Raw genomic sequence first — 22,347 nt, 5'->3', positions numbered from 1 at the left:
TCGGCTTTTTTGTATTGGTTAAAACATAATTTTGTTTTCAACTTTAATGATGCCATTGAGTGAAACAGAAATGACATCGTTATCTTTCACTTCAACTGTGTGAGTTGGTAAGTCGATGTAAATTAAATCGCCCGGTTTGAGTGTGAAATACTGACTGAGTTCACTCACGATTTCTGCTGGAGAATAGGTCATTTCAGCAAAGGCGTCATTGTTAATGGCTTTACCGTTGATTTGCGAAGAAACATGAATCTGGGTGAAATCGAGTCCGCGAACGATCTCATTCGCAATTGGGGCAAAACCGTCTGCGCTTTTTGCTCTTAGCGAATGGGCATCATGCTGCAGCCAGTTTGTTTCCGTAAGATCGCCCCCAACGGTGAGTCCAAATATAGCGGCTGACGCTTGCTTGGTATCGATGTTCTTACTTTGCTTTCCTATCACGACCACGAGGGAGCTTGAATACTCGATGTTATCGGCATCAGATGGTACTTGGATTGGAGCGCCGGTAGAAATTAACGCTGAAGGCAGTTTAAAGAAAAACTGATAATCACTTTTCTTCGCCTTATCTGCTTGTTTTTCCGCTTGAACGATGAACACTTTTTCTGGCTTAGTCGGAAGCAGAAGACTGACATCATTAACGGAAACTTGGCGAGGTGAGAGTGATGAGTCGGAGAAAATATCCCCCTTAAGAGGGTAGATTGAGTCTTCTACTAACTTGCCGTAACTGATTTTCCCGAGGTGTTGATAGCGAACATAAGTCGTTGAAGCTGCATTCGCCGTTAGGCTGACCACACTTAAACACACGCCCAAACATAATGCGATGAGTTTCATTATAGAAATCCTTATTTTTTAGCGCATTATATCGGTTAATTGCTGGGAAGCGTATGCCGATCTCCCCTACTTGGGGTTATGTCCCGATTAAATTAGGTTGTAACTCTTAAGAATGACGATACCCAATGTGCAAGTGATTGTAGAGAGCACGGTCGTTAAAGCAATGATGTTCGCTGCTAAGACGGAGTTTCCTCCCATCGAACGTGCCATCACATAACTTGCTGCCGCCACAGGAGAGGCGTTCATAAAGAACAGAATGCCAAGCTCAATCCCTCTAAAGCCGACTAAATACGCACCTGTGGTAATCACGATAGGGGCGACGATCAGTTTGTAGCTGCTAGCAAACCAAGACGGCCCTTTCTCTTTCTTCATCAAACTTAAATCGAGAGAGCCTCCGGTACACAAGAGGGCTAGGGGAAGCGTCATCTTCGATAGATAGTTACCGGCATCAATCGCCACATCCGGAACCGGAATCGACAAAAGGTAAAACACCATGCCAGAGACGATCGCGATGATCAGTGGGTTGCGCGTTAAGGTTCTCACCATCATTTTGGCGGCTTGAGACCCAGACGTTGCACCTTTTGGAGACAAACAAATCACCGCTTGCACGTTATAGATAAAGGTGGTCACCGCAACATAAAGCGCGGCCAGCGCCACACCTTGTGAACCGTAAGCATTCGCCACATACGCAATACCGATGATCCCCGTATTAGCGCGAAAGCCACCTTGGATTAAAACGCCTTGGTCGGGTGAAGATTTGAAGAACAGTTTGACAGAGATAAAAGTGAAGATGAAAAACGCGATGCTGGCAACAATGCCGTAATTGACGAAGCCGCTAGCCGCGGAGAAATCATGCTCGGAGACGACGATACTCAAGAACAACATCGCAGGTAGCGTGACCTGAAACACCAGTTTAGAACCGACTTCGATAAAGTTGTCGTTGATAAGCCCAATACGTTTGAAGATAACGCCCAATACCAGCATTAAGCAGATGGGGCCTGTGATCGACAACGAGAATTGCAACTGATGTAAAACAGCATCCATGAGTGTATCCGCAGCAAAAGAAAATAGTTTTATAATTGTCATACAATTAAACCACAACTCAATCTTGGGAGACAGTAGGGTGGTGAAATTTTCTTCAGTTATTGTGGGGTTACTGGTGAAAGGAGAGGAAAACCAGTCTGGCTTGTATCACCAGACTGGAAGCAAACTCTAAAGCAGAATTACTTTTGAGCGTTTGAAAGGAGGTAATCAGGACCGGCTGTTTCCGCCGTTACTACAGATAGCTTGCTCGTATCTGCACCAACGCCTTGGTATTGAGTAAAGCTTTTCACTTGTTCGCTTTTTGGTAACTCTACCGAGTAAGAAGCGATTTGCTCTGCGTTAGTCACCGTGCCGACGTAAACTTCGTTGTTGTAGGTAGGATTCACCAGCGGCAACTCTTCTGTCGCGCGTACGCTGACGAATTGCTCTTGCTGGTGGTTATCAACCACGTTGCTATCGAAATGAACGTCCACGCCAGCGAAAATGTTCTTCACTTCACTGTTGTTGAACAGGCTAACACGGTGCGTTTGGTTGCCGTAGACAATGCCCCATTCCGTATCTACAAGGGTGTTGTTACGAATGGTGATGTTCTTTGGTGTCCATTGTTTGTTGAGCTCTTTGCCTTTTACTGCTTGGTCTAGCTTCTCGCCGTTTGCTACATCAATGATGCCGGTGTTGATCACGATGCCGCCACGCAGATCCGCATTACCTTCAATCTTGCCATCACGACCGCGCGTGCCAGTGATGTAGTTGTTCTCAATCACGTGGTCTTCATCGTAAATACGCATACCGCCAGTCAGCAGTTTTTCGTTACCTAGAATCACGTTGTCTTTCACCACGTTCGCTTTACCGTGACGAAGAGAAATCAGAGAGGCACTTTCAAAGATGGTGTTGCCAGAGATTTCATTGCCGCCTGACTTAATCGAAATCAGCTCACGCTCACCATCCATATCAATCATCAGGTTGTTGGTGAACTTAGAGTTTGATGCCCATTGAGACGATTTAGAGTCACCAATTCGAATCGCTTCCCAGCTGTTGCCGTTGTAGCGAATCGCTTCTTTGATGTCGAATTCATTGAACTGGTTTGGTTTTTGGTCCAAGAAAATGTTGTTAGCAATAAGGTGGTTATCTGGTGTGTCGTCTTTTTGTACGCCAATTAACGTGCCGCGCTTTTGCTTACCTTCAAAACGGTTGTTGATCACTTTTCCATCTTTACCCCAAAGCGAAACCCACAAGTATTTCGGGTATTCAGAGCGACGTTCGTCCGGTTGGTATTCGTAAGCGTGGTTGAAGTAGTAGAACGTAGAGTTTTGCAAAGTGTTGTTGTTACCCATCATACGCACGCCGCCAAAACGTTCAGCTGGGCCGCCTTCGGTAAACACCAAACCGTCGACAGTGATGTTGTTACCTTCAAGGCGAAGCTGAGCCAAACCCGTTAGCCAAACGCTGCCAGCTTGCTCCGCCTTGATGGTAATGTCGTTGGCTTTTACCGTGACGATATCAAGATCCGCGTATTTACCCGCAGGAATCGTAATTGTTGTACCGTCTCCGGCATTCTCCATTTGTTGTTTCAATGCTTGCACAGCGTCTGCTGATTGCGCTTCAAGTGCGCTGCCATCCACTGTGTTTAAGCGATCCGTAGCAAGCAAGTAATCGCGAGTGATGTCATTCACAGCGGTTTCAACAACAGCGGGAGCCGCAGCTTCCGTCGTTTGAGAAGGTGAAGTGTTACAACCTACTAGGGTTAGGGCAGAAATGGACGCGGCAACCACGCCAGCAAGCATTGTTTTTTTCATAATGTATCTCTTTGTAGAAGCACAAAAAGCGGTTGAATACTCAACCGCTTGTTTCTCGTTATGAGTTCTCCGTTATCGGAGCCCCCTCAGAAGCGCGCTCTGCGTTGCCATCGACTGCTCTCATCAGCGCCACGCCGACGCCAAGAACAATCACACCACAGAACACGAAAATCATGCGTCCCCAGAATGGGTTAGGCAGTAAGAACATCGCCATCACACCCACACCAGATACGGCAATCAACGAACCCAACATTTGGCGTTGTTTGTTATCCAGTTTTTTCTGTTCCGTTGAGTCAGAAACCAACGGTGTTGCTAAGTTATTGAAGAAGCGGTCAACGTCTTGTTGGCGTTTCTCTTCAAGCGGTTTGTAGAACAGTGTCGACAGAGCAAAGAAGCCTGCGGTAAACACCAAGTGACCAATCAAACCAACCGCAACTTTTAGATCTGACCATTCACGGCCTGTTAGAGGCTGAAGATCAAACCAGTTTTGAATCATTTCCGGTGTGATGACAAAACCAACCGTGTAAGACACGATGCCACCTACCACCAATGTGCCCCAGCCAGCCCAGTCCGGTGTTCTCTTGATGAAGAAGCCACAGAACGCAGGAATCGTCATTGGGAAGCCAATCAACGCGCCAACGTACATCATGGTGTCGAACAGGCTCAGACCTTTTAGCGAGTTGATGAACAGAGCAATCAAGATGATCGCGATGCCGAAGAAGGTAGAGGTGATTTTCGATACGATCATCAGCTCTTTTTCTGTCGCGTTCGGGCGCAGAATCGGCAAGTAGAAGTTCATCACGAAGATGCCTGAATTACGGTTCAAACCCGAGTCCATTGACGACATCGTCGCTGCAAACATCGCTGAAATCAGCAGACCAACCATGCCCGCTGGCATGTATTTCTCAACAAAGTACAAGTAAGCAAAATCACCCGCTTTTGAGCCTGCTTCTGGGTAGTGCGCCGATAGGTCAACACCTTGGCTTGCAATGAACCAAGAAGGGGTAAACCAAATAAATACGCCCACTGTCATTAGTACACACGCAAGCAGTGCCGCTTTCTTCGCGTTCTTAGAGTCTTTTGCCGCTAGGTAACGGTGACAGTTCAACATGTTGTTGTTGATAGAGAACTGCTTTAAGAAAATGAACACTGCCCAGATACCAAAAATACTGAGGTAGTTCAGGTTGTTACCCGTTACGAAAGACCCATTTTCTTGAACAGGGAAGTTCGCAATGATTTCTGTAATACCGCCGCCTTTTACTACCGCAACCACCGCACACGTCACTGTTACTGCCATGATGATGACCATCTGCATAAAGTCAGATGCGATAACCGCCCAAGAGCCGCCCGTTACGGACATCATCAGTACCACTAAACCCGTGATCCAAATGGTGGTTGTCATATCGAAGCCGAAAATGCCCGATGCGATGATCGCCAAACCATTCAACCAGATACCCGCAGAAATCACGCTGCTTGGCATGCCAGACCAAGTGAATACTTGCTCGTTAAAGCGACCAAAGCGCATGCGAATCGCATCAATCGGCGTGATAACGCGCAGCTGGCGGAATTTCGGTGCGAAGTACAGGTAGTTCATCAAGTAACCGAACGCATTCGCTAAGAAGATAGTCGCTACAGCGAAGCCATCGGTGTACGCTTTACCGGCCGCACCAGTAAATGTCCAAGCACTGAACTGGGTCATAAACGCCGTTGCGCCTACCATCCACCACAGCATGTTGCCGCCTCCGCGGAAGTAGTCACTGGTGGTGCTTGTAAAGGTTCTAAACATCCAGCCTATCGCAATGAGGAATAGGAAATAGATGCCAACAATCAGGGTATTGAGTTCCATTTTTCGACCTTCTCATAGTCATTGATTTCTGCCAGATATATTATCCGTTCGATTATTTATTTGTACTACAATAATTCAATTATGTGATGAAGTGATTAATACTGTAAATCGGATTGACCCAGTACATTCTTCTGCTTCTATCTGCAAGAACTGATTGTTGTGAACTTAAAATCGATTATTCAATAACTTATGATGAGCTTTGTCAGTATTGAACCCCGTTAATTACATTCGCTTATCGTATCAACAAGAAACTTTGGTTATACATTTTGCTTATTTTGTATGATTATTTCTTTGTTAAATTCGCTGGTTATTTAATGTCTCAACCGCAACGGACTTAACAAAAAAGTAAACAAATAGACCTGAGTGATAAGGGAAGAATGAAGCGGCTGAGTACAACCGCTTCATAAGGTAGATTTAGCTTTCGGTTACCGCTTGTTGGGTTTGAGTACCGTTGTCGTCGACTGCTTTAACAAGTAGCAGACCAACGCCACCAACAATGGCACCACACAAGATGAAGACTAAGCGTCCCCACATTGGGTTTGGCAGTAGCGCCATCAGCATTACGCCTACACCAGCGACAGCGATGAGTTTGCCAAGCATTTGACGTTGCTTGTTATCAAGAACTTTCTGTTCTGCAGATTCAGCAACAAGTGGTGTTGATAGGTTGTCGAAGAACTTATCTACGTCTGCCTGACGTTTCTCACTTAGAGGCTTGTAGAACAGCGTTGATAGAACAAAGAAGCCACCCGTTAGCGTAATGTGGCCAACTAGACCAATCGCGACTTTAACGTCTGACCATTCACGACCAGTAAGCTGCTCAAGACCGAATGCTGAAGAAACCATGTCAGCAGTGATAACGAAACCAACAACGTAAGAGACAAGACCACCGACAATTAGCGTGCCCCAACCAGCCCAGTCAGGCGTCTTCTTAATAAAGAAGCCAAGGAATGCAGGGATTGTCATTGGGAAGCCGATCAAGGCACCTACGTACATCATGGTGTCGAACAGGCTCAGACCTTTTAGTGAGTTGATGAACTGCGCAACCAGGATGATGGCAATACCAAATACCGTTGACGTAATTTTCGATACTGTTACTAGCTCTTTCTCTGATGCTTGGCCACGGCGAACTACTGGTTCGTAGAAGTTCTTAACGAAGATACCAGAGTTGCGGTTTAGACCTGAGTCCATTGAAGACATGGTCGCGGCAAACATTGCTGCTACGAGAAGGCCAACCATACCTGCTGGCATGTATTCTTGTACGAAGTAAAGGTAAGCGAAGTCGCCTGCTTTGCTACCTGCATCTGGGTAAGCGGCTGATAGGTCTACGCCTTGACCCGCAATGTACCAAGAAGGCATGAACCAAATGAATACACCGCCTAGCATTAGAACACACGCTAGCAATGCTGCTTTCTTCGCGTTTTTCGAGTCTTTTGCTGCAAGGTAGCGGTAAGAGTTCAACATGTTGTTAGTAATAGAGAACTGCTTAACAAAGATGAAGAACGCCCAAATGCTAAAGATGCTTAGGTAGTTCAGGTTGTTACCAGAGACGAAAGAACCGCCTTCTGCGACAGGGAAGTTATTGATGACTTCAGTAATGCCGCCGCCTTGAACGATCGCAACAACTGCACAAGTTACCGTTACCGCCATGATGATGACCATCTGCATGAAGTCAGACGCGATAACCGCCCAAGAGCCACCCGTCACTGACATCATCAGTACCACCAAACCGGTAATCCAGATGGTTGCTGTCATATCAAAGCCGAAAATACCAGAAGCGATGATCGCCAGTGCATTCAACCAAACACCAGCAGATACCACACTGTTTGGCATTGAAGACCAAGTAAAGACTTGTTCGTTCGTGGTGCCGAAACGCATACGAATCGCTTCAATTACCGTTACTACACGTAGCTGGCGGAACTTTGGTGCGAAATACGCAAAGTTCATGAAGTAACCGAATGCGTTTGCTAGAAAGATAACCGCAACCGCGAAACCATCGTTATAAGCTTTACCAGCAGCACCAGTAAACGTCCATGCAGAGAACTGCGTCATGAAGGCCGTTGCACCAACCATCCACCAAAGCATGTTGCCGCCGCCTCGGAAATAGTCACTAGTCGTATTGGTAAACGTTCTGAACATCCAACCTATTGCAATTAAGAATAGAAAGTAGATGCCTACAATAAGGGTATTGAGTTCCATCTTTAGACCTTTTGATCGTTATTTAATGTCTTGAGGCAATACTAACTATCAGTCTTCTTATTTGTAGTACAATAACTCAAAAGCGTGACGAATGATCCGGAATGGGTCATTTCAATAATCATACAAGTGATCGTGATCGGATATTGACATTGCACTCAAAAAGGGAAGGGTGCACCAAGTCAATATCACGACAAATTATCAATGACTTTGGCGTGCACTCGATCGGTTCAATAGCGTTTATAGCCTTAGATAATAAGGGCTATAACGGAGTAAGAAGGTGTGAACTATTGTCAGATTTGTATGACTATTGCAGATAAAAAACGCCCACGACATGCCTGTAATGCGTGGGCGAAAAACGGTATTGATACCGTCTGAGCCAAGGGCTCTGTTGGATTGCAATAGAACAGTGAAACGAGGTTCTGGATGTAGCTGAAAGATACTCGAGGGGTATATCTCTCATCGCTGCTAAGCACGTTACGCTGTAAGATCTTCGACAATCATTGCAAAGTTCAACAAAGCTAGGCTCTGTAAAGTGTTGTTATGATATGGGAGCAACTATACCAATCGACACAAAACATCCTCGTCTGCTCGATCTCGGCGTTTTACCTATGCCGATTGGTATTAAAGACTTCCCAATTAATTAACGGCTCCTAAAAATAAACTATTCATAACCAATTAAGCGTTTTCCTTGCTATCTGTTGATAGCGAAACCAGCTTGTTGATTTGTTTCTATAAGTGTCTGTTACAAAAGACAAACCGCTACAGCCATTTAAGTCCAATGAGAACTACAACCGTTGGAAGCAACAACAAGCTGCTTAGAACCATCAAGACTTGAGCAACAGCGAGTAGGGATGACAAAACAGTATTCTTCAATGTCGAAAGTTTCACTGGTCGCATCCATCTTGTTCGCTGTACTTTGCTTCTATTGCTATTTCTTGTACTTACTTAATTCTTCTATCCACTTATGTCTCAGCCTGACATAAGTGACCTCTGCTTATATAGCCTCGGCCTTCCTCATTTCATCTCTATAACCAAGCGATGCTTAACCTGTTATTGGACTCTATATAGAAAAGGACAGAGCGAAAAAGTGCGCGTCAATAGCAATTTGATGTTCTGTGTCTCAAAAACTTGAAATGATTATATTGTATGACAAATAAAAATGAACTCATTTGGTGCAAAAATATGCGGTAGAGCACATTTTTAGCCTAAATATTAAGACAATTAATAAGCAAGAAAGAGAGGTAATATATTTAATATCAATAAGTTAATGTGAACTTTAGTGGTTTTAATAAAGTTTGATAACGCGTATAAATCATACAATTAGATCTAATTCACAGAACGCTCAACATCGGATAGGTACTATATTTGTAGTATTTTAACTCAAGATATAAGGCCGATAATAATGAAACCCCTACGACCTCTACATCTAGCAACCTGCCTCAGCGCCATTCTTTTCAGTGCTAACACTCTCGCTGCAGACTTTGTGTTCCTTGATGAAGCAACGCTTGAACAAAACCGCGCTGTTTTACAGTCAGATAAAGCGAGCGATTCAATGAAAGACGCGTACGACCGTTTGATTGAAGAAGCAGAATTGGCGATGAAAGATGGCCCGTTCACGGTAACGGCGAAAGGCATGACGCCACCAAGCGGTAGCAAAAACGATTACATGAGCATCAGCCCGTACTGGTGGCCAGATGAATCGAAAGAAGATGGCCTTCCTTGGGTTCGTCACGATGGCAAAACCAACCCAGCATCGAAAACAGCTGAAACAGACTCTAAGCGTATTGGTCACTTCACTCGTTCTGTTCGCGCATTGGCATTGGCTTATTACTTCAGCCAAGACGAGAAATACGCAAAACAAGGGATCGAATACGTTCGTACTTGGTTCATGAATGATGAAACTAAGATGAACCCGAATGTGAATTACGGTCAGGGTGTTCCTGGTCGTGCAGAAGGTCGTCGTGGCGGCATTATTGATACGCGTACTCTGGCCGATCGCATGCTGGACTCAATCGCCATCCTTTCGCTTTCTCCTGCTTGGACGGAAAAAGACGAACAGCAAATTACACAATGGTACGGCGAATACCTAGATTGGTTGATCATTGATGACCTATCAGGTGGTCCGAAAGGCGAAGCTGCTGCGGCAAACAACCATGGCACTTGGTATGACTTCCAAGTCGCGAGTATTGCTTACTTCTTAGGTAATGAACCTTTAGCAAAACAGATGGTTCAAAAAGGCAAGATGCGCGTAGACACTCAGTTCGAAAAAGATGGCTCTCAGCCTCATGAAATCGAACGTACTCGCGCTTACCACTACCACTACTTCAGTTTAGATCCATTGGTCGGCATCGCTCAAATCGGTGACAAAGTGGGCATCGACCTATGGCACTACCAAAACAAGAAAGGTGGCTCATTAGCGCAAGGTATTCAGCTAATGGCGACTTATCAAGATCCTGCGTCTGACTGGCCATACACCGCGAAAGACAATCCACGCCGCGTAGAGCGCATGACACCGATTTATCTAAAAGCAGGTGTGGCGATGGAGAAACCTGAGTGGGTGAAACTGGCAAGCGAAACTGACTTTAGCCGCTTCACAGTGAAGAAGAACTTGGCAGAAGTTTGGGCTCAGCGCGATATCGAATTGCTTTACCCAAAACAATAAAACCCTAAAAAGGGCGGCGTGTATGCGCGTCGCCACTTTGAAATACAATTTATTTACAGTGGAACATTACTATGACATCTAAAAAACAAATTGCTTTAGCGATCGCGACAACCCTTTTTGCAGGTAGCATTTCAGCCGCGTCACTAGACTTCCGTGAAGAATACAAACACGATTCAGAGCAGTGGGCAGGCCGTATCAAAATTGGTGGCAGCACAGGTAACCATTACTACGGCGTTGAAATGAAGCACACTGGTAACTTAAGCGAGCTTCAACGTGGTGATAGCGAATTCGAATACGGTTACCACTTCAAATTTGATAACAACTGGCGTGTAACCACATCGATGCCAATTACCTTTGGTGACGAAGCCGTAACGTACAAACCACAAGTTCGTGTTCAATACAAATTCGATTCTGGTATCACAACCAAGCTTCGCTACCGTCACGAGTTCCGCAACTACGCATCTGGTAAAACATCAACAGGTCTAGACGGCAAACAACACGACTCTCTAAACGCGAGTAAAATCACAGGTAACATCGATTACAACTGGAACGCTTGGCAATTTGGTTTTGAAGCAAACTACAAAGAAGATTTCTTCAGCGATGAGTGGAAGCTAGGTAACCGCGACGGTAAGTACGAATGGGACTACAACTTTAAACTAGGCTACAAAGAGAAAGGTTGGGATTGGCGTCCATACGTAGAATTCGGTAACGTTCAATGTAACAGCTCTTGTGATGACAGCTCATCTCGTCAGCTACGTAGCCGTGTTGGTGTGACGTACAGCTTCTAATCTAAGCCACAAATAAATTAAGATTCTTTCCAATAGCCCGCCCCCGAAGCGGGCTATTTTTATTTCTCGAACAAGGTCAGGCTCAGACCTAAGACATGCCCTTGAGTTTTTATTGCTAAAATTATCATTAATGATTTGGCGAACGGATAAGCTCATGGTGGGTAAAATACTTTGCATCGTCCTGTGTCTTTGGTCTTTCTCTCATACCAGTGCCGCATTGGAACTGTCTCCTTTAAAGTCTGACCCCTACGTGGGGGACTTAGAGACCCTTAAGGAAAAGAAAGCCGTTCGTATTTTGGTGTCTGCTGATCTGGGTTTTTACTACATCCAAAATGGTAAGCCGAAAGGCATTATCTCTGAGCTTATTTATGAGTTTGAACGCTATTTAAGGAAGAACAAAAAGGCGCTCAACATTCAGGTTATTCCGGTCGCAAGAAACGAACTCATCCCCAAACTGATCGCAGGTTATGGTGACGTCATAGTTGCGAATCTAACCATTACCAATGAGCGCAAAGAGCAGATTGCGTTTAGCGATCCGGTACGAGAAAACGTCTCAGAAATCATTGTTACCAACAGCAGATACTCGGACATTAAAACCGTGGATGATTTAAGTGGGCTGGATGTTTGGGTGAGAGAAAGCTCGAGTTATCATAAGAGCTTAACTAAGGTAAATAATTACTTCACGATACAAAACAAACCGCTGATTAATATCTTGTTTCTTGATGAGATCATGCAAGATTATGAGGTCTTAGAAATGGTCAGTGCGGGCATTATCGATATCACCGTACTCGACCGACACAAGACGGGGATGTGGGGGAATATCTTTCCCGGCGTGGCATTCCATAATCAAATCACCATCAGAGAAAATGCACAGATTGGCTGGGGAATACGACAAGATTCGCCACAGTTAGAAGAGGCGGTGAACAAGTTCATCAAGGAAGTGCGCATAGGAACTTTGTTCGGCAATGTGGTCAATGAAAGGTATCTAGAAAACGACAAATGGTTGAGAAAGTTCCTTAACCGAGACAACGCAGTTCGTTCTAGAGAGTTGTTGGATATCTTCTATCTCTATTCACAAGAGTATCAGTTTAACCATCTGTTGATGTTGGCCCAAGGCTTTCAAGAGTCAGGTTTGAACCAGAATGTGATCTCTCATATGGGGGCGGTTGGGATTATGCAAATCTTGCCCACAACCGCGCGGGATAGAGCGGTAAATATCTCGAACATTTATGAAGAAGAGCCAAACATTCATGCTGGCGTGAAATACATGAACTACCTAAGGAAATACTTCTTTAACGATGACAACATCAGCGACAACGACATCATTTATTTCTGTCTTGCAGCCTACAATGCGGGGCCGGGTAACATGAGGAAGATGAGAAGAATCGCCAAAGAAAAAGGGTATGATCCCAATGTTTGGTTCGGCAATGTGGAAGTGGTGACTCGACAATACATTGGACTAGAGCCGATACGCTACGTGAGCAACATTAACCATTATTTTATTGCCTACAAGCTGTTAGAGCGACTCGACAATCGTCGTAGTGAACTTGAGGCTTATCTTCACCCACCATACAAACTCGAAACCATGAAGCTCTATTACTAACGAGCAAATGGTCATCGGTATAGACATTAGCGAGATAGCGATAACACACTAAAGAAAAGAGGAGCGCTGTGCTCCTCTTAAGTATTTATCTTATTGCTTAAAGTGATTAAGACACTTCTTGTGCAGTCTCTACTCGGCGCTTGTTACCCAGTAAACGCTGCCAATTGAGCGGCATCATCGGCAGTACAATCAGGACGATACCGAGCGCGGTAAACAGGTCAGGTATTTCATCAAACCACATCACACCAAACAATGTCACGAACGCCAGTCCGGAGTACTCAGCTAGTGCAATCTGGCTTGCAGGAGCACGCTTAAACGCTTTGACCACCAAGGCATGGTAGGCAAGCACAAACAAGTTAATTGCCATAATCCACATCAGATGTTGCCATGTAATGGCTTGCCATTGAGGGTAGGCGAGCAATAAAGCGACCGGTAATGTCATTAACGTTGTCCAAAACAAGGTGCACACCAAAGGCTGGTCTTGAGGCATACGGCGAATAAGGATGTTGCCCACACCGATGGCAAGCGCGCTGCCTAGAGCAATGATCGCCGCCCAATGGAAATGTTCAGGGCGAAGCACAATTAAGACGCCACCAAAGCCAATCAAGGTGCCGAAAATCTTTCCTTTGGAGGGCTTTTCTTTGAGGAAGATAACCGAGAGCGGCAGCACCAATAATGGGCCCACATAGAAAATCGCATTCGCTGTCGCCAATGGCAGATGCGTGATTGCTACCATAGCGCTGGCACCGCCTATCAGAATCAATTGCGCACGGCAGAAGGTGATCCAATCGCATCCCATTTGACGCTCTCGTTTATCCAAACGAACCCAAAGAGGTAAAAGCAACACCAGACTGATTAATTGGCGAATAAAGACGTATTGAAAAGTGGGCACTTCGCCATTGAGCATTTTGAGGGAAACGTCAGAAAGAGACGCAACCAAGTTCGCCGCCACCAAAAGGAAGATGGCGCTAGAGACATCAGATTTTTTCATATTGGAATGTATAGAGAGTTAGAGACTCAATCGATAAAGGGTACCGATGGTGGTTTTTCCTTGAGGAGTAATGCGAGTTTTTTGTGCCAACAACAGCTCTGCAGTCGCAACCGCATCCGCTAACGCATTGTGCCCATTGTATTCTGGCAGGCCATAACGAGCGCGAGTGCCAGAGAGAGTGACATCAATTTCGTCACGAGGATTAATCGCTTTCTGTAGATGCTTTTCAATGCACATGGTGTCGAGCCAAACCAAAGGCGGTTCGCTGAGTTTAAACACCCGCTGTAGATATTGATTGATGAACTGGGTTTCGACCACACAAGCGTGAGCGACCAAGATCTTGCCTTTAGCGGCGTGGAAAAACGCTCGCATGGCATCATGGATAGAAACGCCTTCGGACAGCATTTGCGGCGTAATATGGTTGATCACCGCGGTTTCTGGTTTGATTTGCGAATCACTATTGATGTACATGTGCTGGCTGGTGGCCAGATCCACTTTGCCATTCGCAATGTCTACCCAACCGATCGACAAAATCAAATCTTCTTCACTGTCTAAGCCGGTTGTCTCCAAATCCAGCACAATGTAATTGGCGTCTTGTGCGAATTGCGCCGCTTCCAGACGTGGCGTTTGAACCAGCGCTTTGATGTGCTCTGGCATGGTTGTCTGTTTCACGTATTGCTCGCGCTTTCGATTCAGGCGCGAGCAAGGATGAAAGTGTTCTAAGATTCGTTTCATTAACGGCTCCCAAAGCGCACTTTCGCCGCTTCTTGCAAGTCGGCAATAATACGGAAGGCGTCTTTCAGGTGTTGGCGTTCAAAGCTACCGAACGTATTTGGGTCGATGTGGTTATTTGGCTCTTCACCGCGTTTCAGTGCTTCTAACTGATGACCAAAACGGAACGATAAGATGAACTGGTACGCATTAAGGATGTTCTTGTACGCGTCTTCACTTAATACGCCCGCTTCATTCGCGGCTTTGAAACGCTCGTCGGTTGCCGTTAAATCACACTCAACCGCCAAACCGTAAATGCGCGCCAAATCAATGATCAGATTGATGGCGTATTTCTTCACATCGAGCGTCTTCTTGTTCTCACCCGACTTCTCCAAAACCAAACTGTTGAAGATGCCCAACGGTGGGTTGGTGTTCACCGCATCGTTCACAAGCATGGAGAGAAACTCACGATTGCTGCGAATGTTGGTATGCAGTTCATCTCGTAAGATGCTCTCGTAATCTTTATTGCCGTAAAGGGTACGAATTTCCAAGAACACGCTGATGTTTAGCAAGCGCTCGTACTCTGGGTTGGCCACCCATTTCTTGTAGTACTTCTTCCAGACACTCAGTGTTTGGCACCACTTTGGCGTTGCCGCCATAAATTTGCCAGGACACAAAGGGTAATCACAGCTTGCAAGACCGTTACTGACGATCATTGCAAGGTGCTTGAAGTAAATTCTGTCGTTCTCCGTCGCGTGGTCAGCAAGGACAATCGCGCTGTCTTGATCCGACAACATGTGGACTTCGTTACGAGCGTGAGAGCCTGCCACAATCCATGAGAACTTACATGGCGGAGGACCAAGCTTATCAATCGCGATTTGAATCAAACGGCGCGTGTAAGCGTCCATGATCATTGTCATCACTTTACCGATGACTTCTGGTGAGACGTGCCCATCAACTAGCGCTTCAAAGATCGCTTGGCGCTCTGGAGTAAAGCTCGACAGAGATTTTACGCTGCCTGCGTATTTGATTTTCTCGATCAAGAAGATGGCTTGCACACGGTGGTTTTGCACAAGATGTGTCGTAGTAAGCACGCCGACGACCTTGTTATTTTCCACTAATGGCAGGTTGCGAATATTGTGCTGCATCATCATCGATGCGGCGTGTAAGACGAGATCATCCGGTTTGATGGTTTGCGGATCGTGTGTCATCACTTCAGAAATAGGGCGGTCAGTGCTTACCCCTTGAGCGATAACGCGCTTGGTCATATCGCGGTCAGTAATCAAACCGACGATTTTGTCGTTCTCGTAAACCACGGCGCATGGCGAGCATTTGGTCAGCATCTCGTTTGCAACGGTTTGAATCGACTGGTCGGCAGTCACCACAGCAACGCGGCCGCTGGCAACCTCGCCAACGCGGCGAATGAACAAGCCTTTCTCTTTGTTTGACCACACCACATCCAGCGCGGATTTCAAACGAACTTGTGCCTGAGAAGCAAAGTGCTCCGCACATTCAGGGTGGGTTTCGAACAGCTTTTTAAGGGCCGAGTTGGGAATCACATAAACCAGTGAGTTCTCAATCGCGATCGCACGGTAGCCTTTCGTGCTGTCGATTTGACTGCCAAGAAAAGTGAAGCCGAAGATGTCTTCTGGCCCTAGTTTTGCACGTAGCACACCATCGGACTTTCTTTGCTCCATGGAGCCAGTTCGTATGATGTAGAGCGACTTCTCTTGGCCTGTCACGCATTGGTCAATGACTTCACCTTTGCCAAGGTAAGTAATCTGCACGTGCGATGCGAGTTCACGTAAAGCGGGTTTTGGGATCTTGTCGAATGGGTCGACTTGCCCAATAAATTGCAGGATGTTTGGCAGCAAAGATTCAGTCATAACACAGCACTTTAATAAATTTAATTTGTATTATTATATATCTAAATTTAATCAAAGTATCACTGAATAAGAAGTTTTTTGTGAGGATTGATAGGATTCTGGCTAAAGCAAGAGGGGAGTAGAGACAAAAAAGCACGCGAAGGACGCGTGCTTTCAATGGTTTGTCGCTGAACTTATTTTACTGGCGCTAAGCGGTGCTTAGAGTCTAACAAGTGATTCGCTGATGCTTGGCGCGCTTTGTCAGCATTGCCTGCCATGATTGCATCGTAAATCTGACGGTGTTCTTTGATACAAGTGCTGCCTTCTTCCGAAGAGTGCGCAATGAAGTTAACGAACATTGTCGTCAGGATATTACCGAATGGTAGGTAGAAGTCGTTACCCGTTGCGTTGAAAATCAGGCTATGGAAACGAGTGTCAACTTCCATCCATTTTGCTTGATCAAACTCTTCCGCTTCTGCAACGTCGACCATCTTCTGGAAAGTTTCAGATAATTCAATGCGTTGTTCCGCAGTAGCATGGATCGCAGCTAAGGCGCATGCTTCTGGCTCGATCGCACGGCGTAAACCAAGGAATTGACCACAGAACTGGTCAGTATCTGCAAGACCGTCCATCCATTCAATCAGCTGAGGATCTAAGAAGTTCCAGTAAGCGCGGTTGATGACGCGAGTACCAACTTTAGGACGCGACTCAAGTAGGCCTTTCGACGTTAGCAATTTCACTGCTTCACGCAATGCAGTACGGCTGATGCCAAATTGCTCACAAAGAACCATTTCGCCAGGTAGGATAGAGCCCTGAGGAAGCTTACCAGACAAAATACCACGTGCGATTTCACGTGCTACTTGCACATGAAGGCTTCGCTTAGAGCCTGAGATAGAATGAAATTCGCCGGACATAATCTTCACTTCTTATTAAATATGTATTATTTAAGCCGCACTATAGCACTCTTGCCCCTACCTACCAAGCAGATGTGAACGTAATATAAGAGGGTTCACATAACGCGTGTTTTCACTAGACACAATCAATGATTGCGTTGACTTGAGCGCTTCTTCAATATCGTTTTTATCGCTATCAAGTTGTTAAATTATTCATACAAATAATAGCTGTAAAATCCTACTTGCTGTGACCCAAACCACAAATGCAACGCAAAACTGACGAATTTTGCCGGATCTCGCTCAATTGGGCGCAAATACGCTTGCGACCGAAAGATCTTATTGTATGATTTATTTCGAAGGCACGAATAACTAACATAGGTAAACCGTCATGTTTAACGATTTGAAAGGTAAGCGCGTACTTATCACTGGTTCTACGTCAGGTATGGGCCTAGCGGCGGCACGCGTGTTCGCAAAATACGGCGCTAAAATCGGCATTAACAGTCATCAAACCGGTCCTGACGCAGATGCAGCAGTGACTGAGCTAACCGCACTTGGTGGCGATGTTAAGTTTTTCCAAGCGAACCTTATGGTGACCGCAGACTGCGAAAAACTGGTTAAGGAATTTACCGATCATTTCGGTGGCATGGACGTGCTAATCAACAACGCTGGTGGTCTTGGCGGTCGTGAAAACCTAGAAAACATCGATGATGAGTTCTACAACCGCGTTATGGATCTGAACGCTCGCTCGGCGTTGATGACAACCAAATATTCCATCCCGCACCTTCGTGCATCCGCAGCGGAATCTGGTGAGACAGCATGTGTGATCAGCACTGGCTCTATCGCAGCTCGTGAAGGCGGCGGTGTTGGTGCTGGTATCTACGCAGCATCAAAAGCGTGGTTGCACGACATTCACCGTAACTGGGTGAAAGAGTTCACTAAAGACAACATCCGTTTCAACATCGTTTCTCCAGGCACTATCGATACAGCATTCCACGATGGTAAGTCTGACGAGTTGAAAGCTGCAATCGCAAGCGGTATCCCTATGGGTCGCTTCGGTCGAATCGAAGAAGTAGCACCAACGTTTGCTTTCTTCGCTTCACACGCATGTTCTGGTTACATCACTGGCCAAGTGCTGGATGTAAACGGCGGACAAATGGCGCCATAAGCGCTGACTTATTTCGTTTCAGACGAATACACTGACCTCAAAAAGCCAGCTTCGTCTGGCTTTTTTTGATCATTTATCAAGTGCTACGGCACTGGAAGCATAATTATAAGGAGCGTCAAATGGCAAAGTTTTCTCTTGTGGAGGATTCACACCGCAAGATCCATGTGCAAGTTGCCAGACAGATCGCCCGCAAAATACTGTCAGGTGAGCTAAACCAAAATGAAAAGCTACCCAATGAGATGGATCTCTGTGACGCGTTTGGCGTGAGTCGCACAGCATTACGCGAGTCAACCAAACTGCTCTCGGCAAAAGGGTTAATCGAGTCAAAGCCGAAGGTGGGAACTACCATTCGTGCGCGTAACTATTGGCATTTTCTCGACCCTCAACTCTTGGAATGGATTCAAGATTTAGAAGATACCGAGCCGTTTTTGGCTCAGTTTTTGGGGCTGCGTAAAGCGATTGAACCAGAGGCTTGTGCCTTAGCGGCGAATAACGCAACAGCAGAGCAACGCAAAGAGTTGTCGGTTATTTTTCAGCGTATGACCATGGCAGCCAATCGTTTCGATTATGACGACTGGACGGTCAACGACCACCTGTTTCACCAGACAATATTCCTTGCAACAGGCAATCAATTCTACATTCCGTTTAGCAATATTTTATCGACCATCTTCAAGCAGTTTATCGATCATTCAGCTGAAGGCGGTCGATTCTGTATTGAAGAGCATCGCGCGATTTACGATGCGATTATGGCGGGGAATGGAGACCAAGCTCGTATCTCGTCGCATACATTGCTTAACGACGAAAACCAAAAACTGGCTCAGGTCGTCAACGGTTGATGAATCAACGTGTATTTGGCTTTGCTCTAACGGTGAAAGGATAGGGCAAGGCCAACGTTTAGCGGCAATTGCGTCTTTGCTAGTTGCGCTTATGACAACCCCGAAAGGTCTACCATGTCTTCCCAACCCTATATAAGAAAAAATCTGTCCCTTGCTTGGCCGTTGGCCTTGAACGCATTATTAATGCAGTCGATGTTAATGATCGACACCTTCCTTGTCTCACCACTCGGTGAAGTTTCCCTTGCCGCCATGGGTATTGCCACCACCATTGTTTCCTTTGTTTTAGGTATCCAAATGGCATTGGCGAACGGCTCACAGTTGGTACTTAGTCGTGCAGTTGGATCTGGGCAACACCCATCCTTGAACAAAGGCTTCTGGGCGGGCTTAATTATCAACGTTTTGGTCGCGGTTGTGTTTTGGACACTGATTACCGCCTTCGACAAAGCGTTGATCAGTAAGTTAACCGACAATGTTGCTCTTTATGCAGAGACCGAACGTTACCTCGCTGTCGCCAAGTTCATCATCATCTTCAACGCGATTACCCAAGTCATGATCGCCTTGTTTAATGCCCTTGGCCGAACCAAAGTGCCGTTCAAAGGTTACTTGATTGAGCTGCCAGTCAACATGGCAATGTCGTACGTGTTGATTCATGGCTTTGCTGGTTTTGAGGGTATTGGTGTGCAAGGCGCGGCAGCGGGCAGCTTAATCGCCATCACCATTCGATTGCTGTACTTGACCCTGTGTATTCGATGGGATGATTCCATCGTCTTGTCAATTAAGAACCTAGATGCCTCACTGAAAGCCAACACGCTGAATCACTTTAAAGAGATTTTCCCCGTTGCAGCAAACGTGACGATGTTGCAAACCGGCGCGACTATCTACATGTTGTTGTATTCACAGCTTACATTGAACGCCTACGTAGCGATGACCATCGTGATGCCTTGGATCAAAGCAGGGACTCAGTTCATCACTGCGTGGGCACACTCGTCGGCGATCACGATCAGCCAAGCGATTGGTTCACGACAAATGGATGAACTGCGTAAGAATGTTGATATCAGCATCGATATGGCTGTGATGATCTCATTTGTCTCGGCGGCGTTCTTCTTAGCCTTAAGTTTTGTCCTACCGGATTTATACCCAGACCTAGACCCAAGTACCTACGTTGCCCTTGCTTCCATCGCACCGTTATACGTCTTTCTGCCGATTGTTCGTGGCTATAATACGGTACACGGCCATGTGTTGCGTGCGTTGGGCAAGACCACAGAAGTCTTCAAGATCAACTTCACTGGCCAGTGGATAGTGTCCATCCCATTGTGTGCATTAGTCATTCTGCATTGGGATCTCTCTTTCTTTTGGGCGTTCGCCGTTATGCCATTTGAAGAAATAGTGAAAGCACTGCCATTTAGGCACTTGGCGCGTAAATCACTCAACGAGTTTGATCTTAAGAAAGCTGAGAAGCTTATGTATGATTAATTTGTCGTTTTTATTTTGATTTTTCGTCTAGTAAAGAGCCCTCAATGATGAGGGCTTTTTTGCCGCTATAGTTTACTGCTGAGTGTTTGGTTTAAATAACCTGCTTTTATCTATCACTTTTTCTTAAAGTTTGATCCAAGTAGAACTTGAAGTGATCAAACTGTGAGCGATTTTACACACCCGAATTTCCGTTCGGTTTAATCTCTGGATTAATAATTAATATGTACGACAATAATACATAAATAAGGAAATCCAAATCCATGTGTAATAGCAAAAGACTGAACAAGAATCTCCTCGCTGCCGCCTTACTGACTACGTTACCAATGACCGCTTTGGCCCATAATCAGACACCTCATCCAGTGCCTGCGGATAAGTTCGATATGATGAACTGGAAGATCACCTTGCCAATGGACAAAGACAACAACGGTCGAGCGGATGAAATCGAAGGCGTGGCGATGCTCAGTTACTCACATCACCAATTTTTCTTCTTAGATGAAAACGACAATATGGTCTTTGAAGTGCCGAACATGGCCGTGACAACAAAGGGTTCTACAAACGCGCGTTCTGAGCTCCGTCAAATGGGGCGAGGCACTGATGTCGATATCAGTGTGAAAGCACCAGAAAACAACTGGGCGATTGCCGCGCACCCTCAAGCGGAATCATTCAGCGCAGTAGGAGGAACATTAGAAGCGACGTTAAAAGTAAACCACGTTGCTACGCGCTCTAAGAATCCAGAAAAATACCCAGCGTATTCCGTCGTGGTAGGGCAGATTCATGCAGGCAAAGATCCGGCTCAGTTAGAGGCGAACACAGGGTTTGGACACGGCAATGAACCACTAAAAATCTTCTACAAGAAATGGCCTAACCATAAGATGGGATCGGTGTTCTGGACGTACGAACGCAACCTAGCGAAAGCGGACCCTGATCGCACAGACATCGCTTATCCAGTATGGGGTAATACATGGGAAAACAACGCCGAGCCGGGAGATAAAGGCATCGCACTTGGCGAAGAGTTCAGTTACAGCGTTAAAGTCGAAGGCAACATTATGCAGCTTGCATTCGAAGCCGAAGGCCACCCAACCGTGAAGTATGAACTCGACTTGAGCAATAACGTCGACGCTTATGGAAAAGTGGATAAGAAAGATTTCGCCAAAGGCTATGCGAGCGAATGGTTCTACTTTAAAGCAGGCGCTTACGGACAATGCAGCGTGAAAACAGGTGATAACTTCTGGGCGACAGGCTGTGAAGGAACGGGAGATTTCGAGACGGATAAGAAAAACGGCGATTACAGTAGCGCGACCTTCTCTGTACTGAAGTTAAACGGCAAGTAAGATGTCGCTTTAACGTCCCTAATCATTGGATTCCAATGGTTAGGGATTTTTTATGCCTCCAACAAAACATGTACAAACGATTTGATTGGTATTGATAAAACGAAGAGGGGGCTGTTGATGGAAGTAAACGAAAAAAAGCCGAACATGACGTCCGGCTTTGAATTAGTTCCCGATTTTTACATTAATTTTTAGTGACCAGGGTCTGTTGACCTTTCGTGATGATTTTTGCAGCAGTTTGTAGGTGTTTTATACAAAGCAGAGGCTTTGATATGTAGTTGTTCTACCTGATAAGCCGATAACGCAGTAGAAAGCACCTACA

At 45.8% G+C, this 22,347-nt stretch carries 16 protein-coding genes; 7 read left to right on the top strand and 9 right to left on the bottom strand.

The window, feature by feature from the left end; all coding sequences use genetic code 11:
- Positions 1-18: 18 nt before the first annotated feature.
- From ITG12_RS05225 to ITG12_RS05205, 5 genes are all read right to left on the bottom strand, one after another.
- Positions 19-828: a fumarylacetoacetate hydrolase family protein gene (locus ITG12_RS05225; protein WP_038875681.1), complete on the bottom strand. Its 810-nt coding sequence runs from the start codon at positions 826-828 to the stop codon at positions 19-21.
- A gap of 87 nt (positions 829-915) precedes the next feature.
- Positions 916-1,872 (bottom strand): AEC family transporter, encoded by a 957-nt coding sequence (locus tag ITG12_RS05220; RefSeq protein ID WP_038875678.1) that lies wholly within the window; start codon positions 1,870-1,872, stop codon positions 916-918.
- A 179-nt stretch (positions 1,873-2,051) separates the two neighbouring features.
- Positions 2,052-3,668, bottom strand: coding sequence for a polysaccharide lyase 6 family protein (locus ITG12_RS05215; protein WP_038875675.1), 1,617 nt, complete (start codon positions 3,666-3,668; stop codon positions 2,052-2,054).
- A gap of 58 nt (positions 3,669-3,726) precedes the next feature.
- A complete protein-coding gene (locus ITG12_RS05210) occupies positions 3,727-5,514 on the bottom strand; it encodes a transporter (RefSeq protein WP_038875673.1) in 1,788 nt (595 codons plus the stop codon).
- A 414-nt stretch (positions 5,515-5,928) separates the two neighbouring features.
- Entirely contained in the window at positions 5,929-7,710 is a 1,782-nt protein-coding gene (locus ITG12_RS05205) for a transporter (protein WP_038866972.1), read from the bottom strand.
- Between the two features lie 1,402 nt (positions 7,711-9,112).
- Between ITG12_RS05205 and ITG12_RS05200 the strand changes: the two genes are divergently transcribed.
- The 3 genes from ITG12_RS05200 (at position 9,113) to ITG12_RS05190 (ending at position 12,763) form a co-directional block, all read left to right on the top strand.
- Positions 9,113-10,372, top strand: a complete 1,260-nt coding sequence (locus tag ITG12_RS05200) for an alginate lyase family protein (protein ID WP_038866974.1) — start codon at positions 9,113-9,115, stop codon at positions 10,370-10,372.
- 71 nt (positions 10,373-10,443) lie between these two features.
- On the top strand, positions 10,444-11,160 hold the full coding sequence (locus tag ITG12_RS05195; RefSeq protein ID WP_020195684.1) for an oligogalacturonate-specific porin KdgM family protein: 717 nt from the start codon (positions 10,444-10,446) through the stop codon (positions 11,158-11,160).
- Positions 11,161-11,314: 154 nt separating this feature from the next.
- A complete protein-coding gene (locus tag ITG12_RS05190; protein WP_248873795.1) occupies positions 11,315-12,763 on the top strand; it encodes a lytic transglycosylase F in 1,449 nt (482 codons plus the stop codon).
- A 106-nt stretch (positions 12,764-12,869) separates the two neighbouring features.
- Here the strand turns inward: ITG12_RS05190 and ITG12_RS05185 are convergent, their stop codons facing one another.
- The 4 genes from ITG12_RS05185 to ITG12_RS05170 form a co-directional block, all read right to left on the bottom strand.
- Positions 12,870-13,754: a DMT family transporter gene (locus ITG12_RS05185; RefSeq protein ID WP_248873794.1), complete on the bottom strand. Its 885-nt coding sequence runs from the start codon at positions 13,752-13,754 to the stop codon at positions 12,870-12,872.
- 18 nt (positions 13,755-13,772) lie between these two features.
- Positions 13,773-14,489: a 3'-5' exonuclease gene (locus ITG12_RS05180; protein WP_041055069.1), complete on the bottom strand. Its 717-nt coding sequence runs from the start codon at positions 14,487-14,489 to the stop codon at positions 13,773-13,775.
- Positions 14,489-16,351: a putative nucleotidyltransferase substrate binding domain-containing protein gene (locus ITG12_RS05175; RefSeq protein ID WP_042600861.1), complete on the bottom strand. Its 1,863-nt coding sequence runs from the start codon at positions 16,349-16,351 to the stop codon at positions 14,489-14,491. Before ITG12_RS05175 ends, ITG12_RS05180 begins: the two co-directional genes overlap by 1 nt.
- A gap of 173 nt (positions 16,352-16,524) precedes the next feature.
- Positions 16,525-17,244 (bottom strand): FadR/GntR family transcriptional regulator, encoded by a 720-nt coding sequence (locus tag ITG12_RS05170; protein ID WP_038875663.1) that lies wholly within the window; start codon positions 17,242-17,244, stop codon positions 16,525-16,527.
- 367 nt (positions 17,245-17,611) lie between these two features.
- Here ITG12_RS05170 and ITG12_RS05165 point away from each other — a divergent pair, with 367 nt between their 5' ends.
- From ITG12_RS05165 to ITG12_RS05150, 4 genes are all read left to right on the top strand, one after another.
- Entirely contained in the window at positions 17,612-18,388 is a 777-nt protein-coding gene (locus ITG12_RS05165) for an SDR family NAD(P)-dependent oxidoreductase (protein ID WP_005437107.1), read from the top strand.
- Positions 18,389-18,507: 119 nt separating this feature from the next.
- Positions 18,508-19,224, top strand: coding sequence for a FadR/GntR family transcriptional regulator (locus tag ITG12_RS05160; protein ID WP_038875661.1), 717 nt, complete (start codon positions 18,508-18,510; stop codon positions 19,222-19,224).
- A gap of 114 nt (positions 19,225-19,338) precedes the next feature.
- Entirely contained in the window at positions 19,339-20,697 is a 1,359-nt protein-coding gene (locus tag ITG12_RS05155) for an MATE family efflux transporter (RefSeq protein WP_081634753.1), read from the top strand.
- 260 nt (positions 20,698-20,957) lie between these two features.
- Complete coding sequence (locus ITG12_RS05150) at positions 20,958-22,028, top strand: polysaccharide lyase family 7 protein (RefSeq protein ID WP_038875659.1); 1,071 nt, start codon at positions 20,958-20,960, stop codon at positions 22,026-22,028.
- Positions 22,029-22,347 lie beyond the last annotated feature (319 nt).

The sequence above is a fragment of the Vibrio sp. ED002 genome (assembly GCF_023277445.1).
GTDB classification, from domain to species: Bacteria; Pseudomonadota; Gammaproteobacteria; order Enterobacterales; family Vibrionaceae; genus Vibrio; species Vibrio jasicida.
The sequence above is the reverse complement of the archived record's forward strand: the minus strand, read 5'-3'. Positions and strand labels throughout refer to the sequence as shown.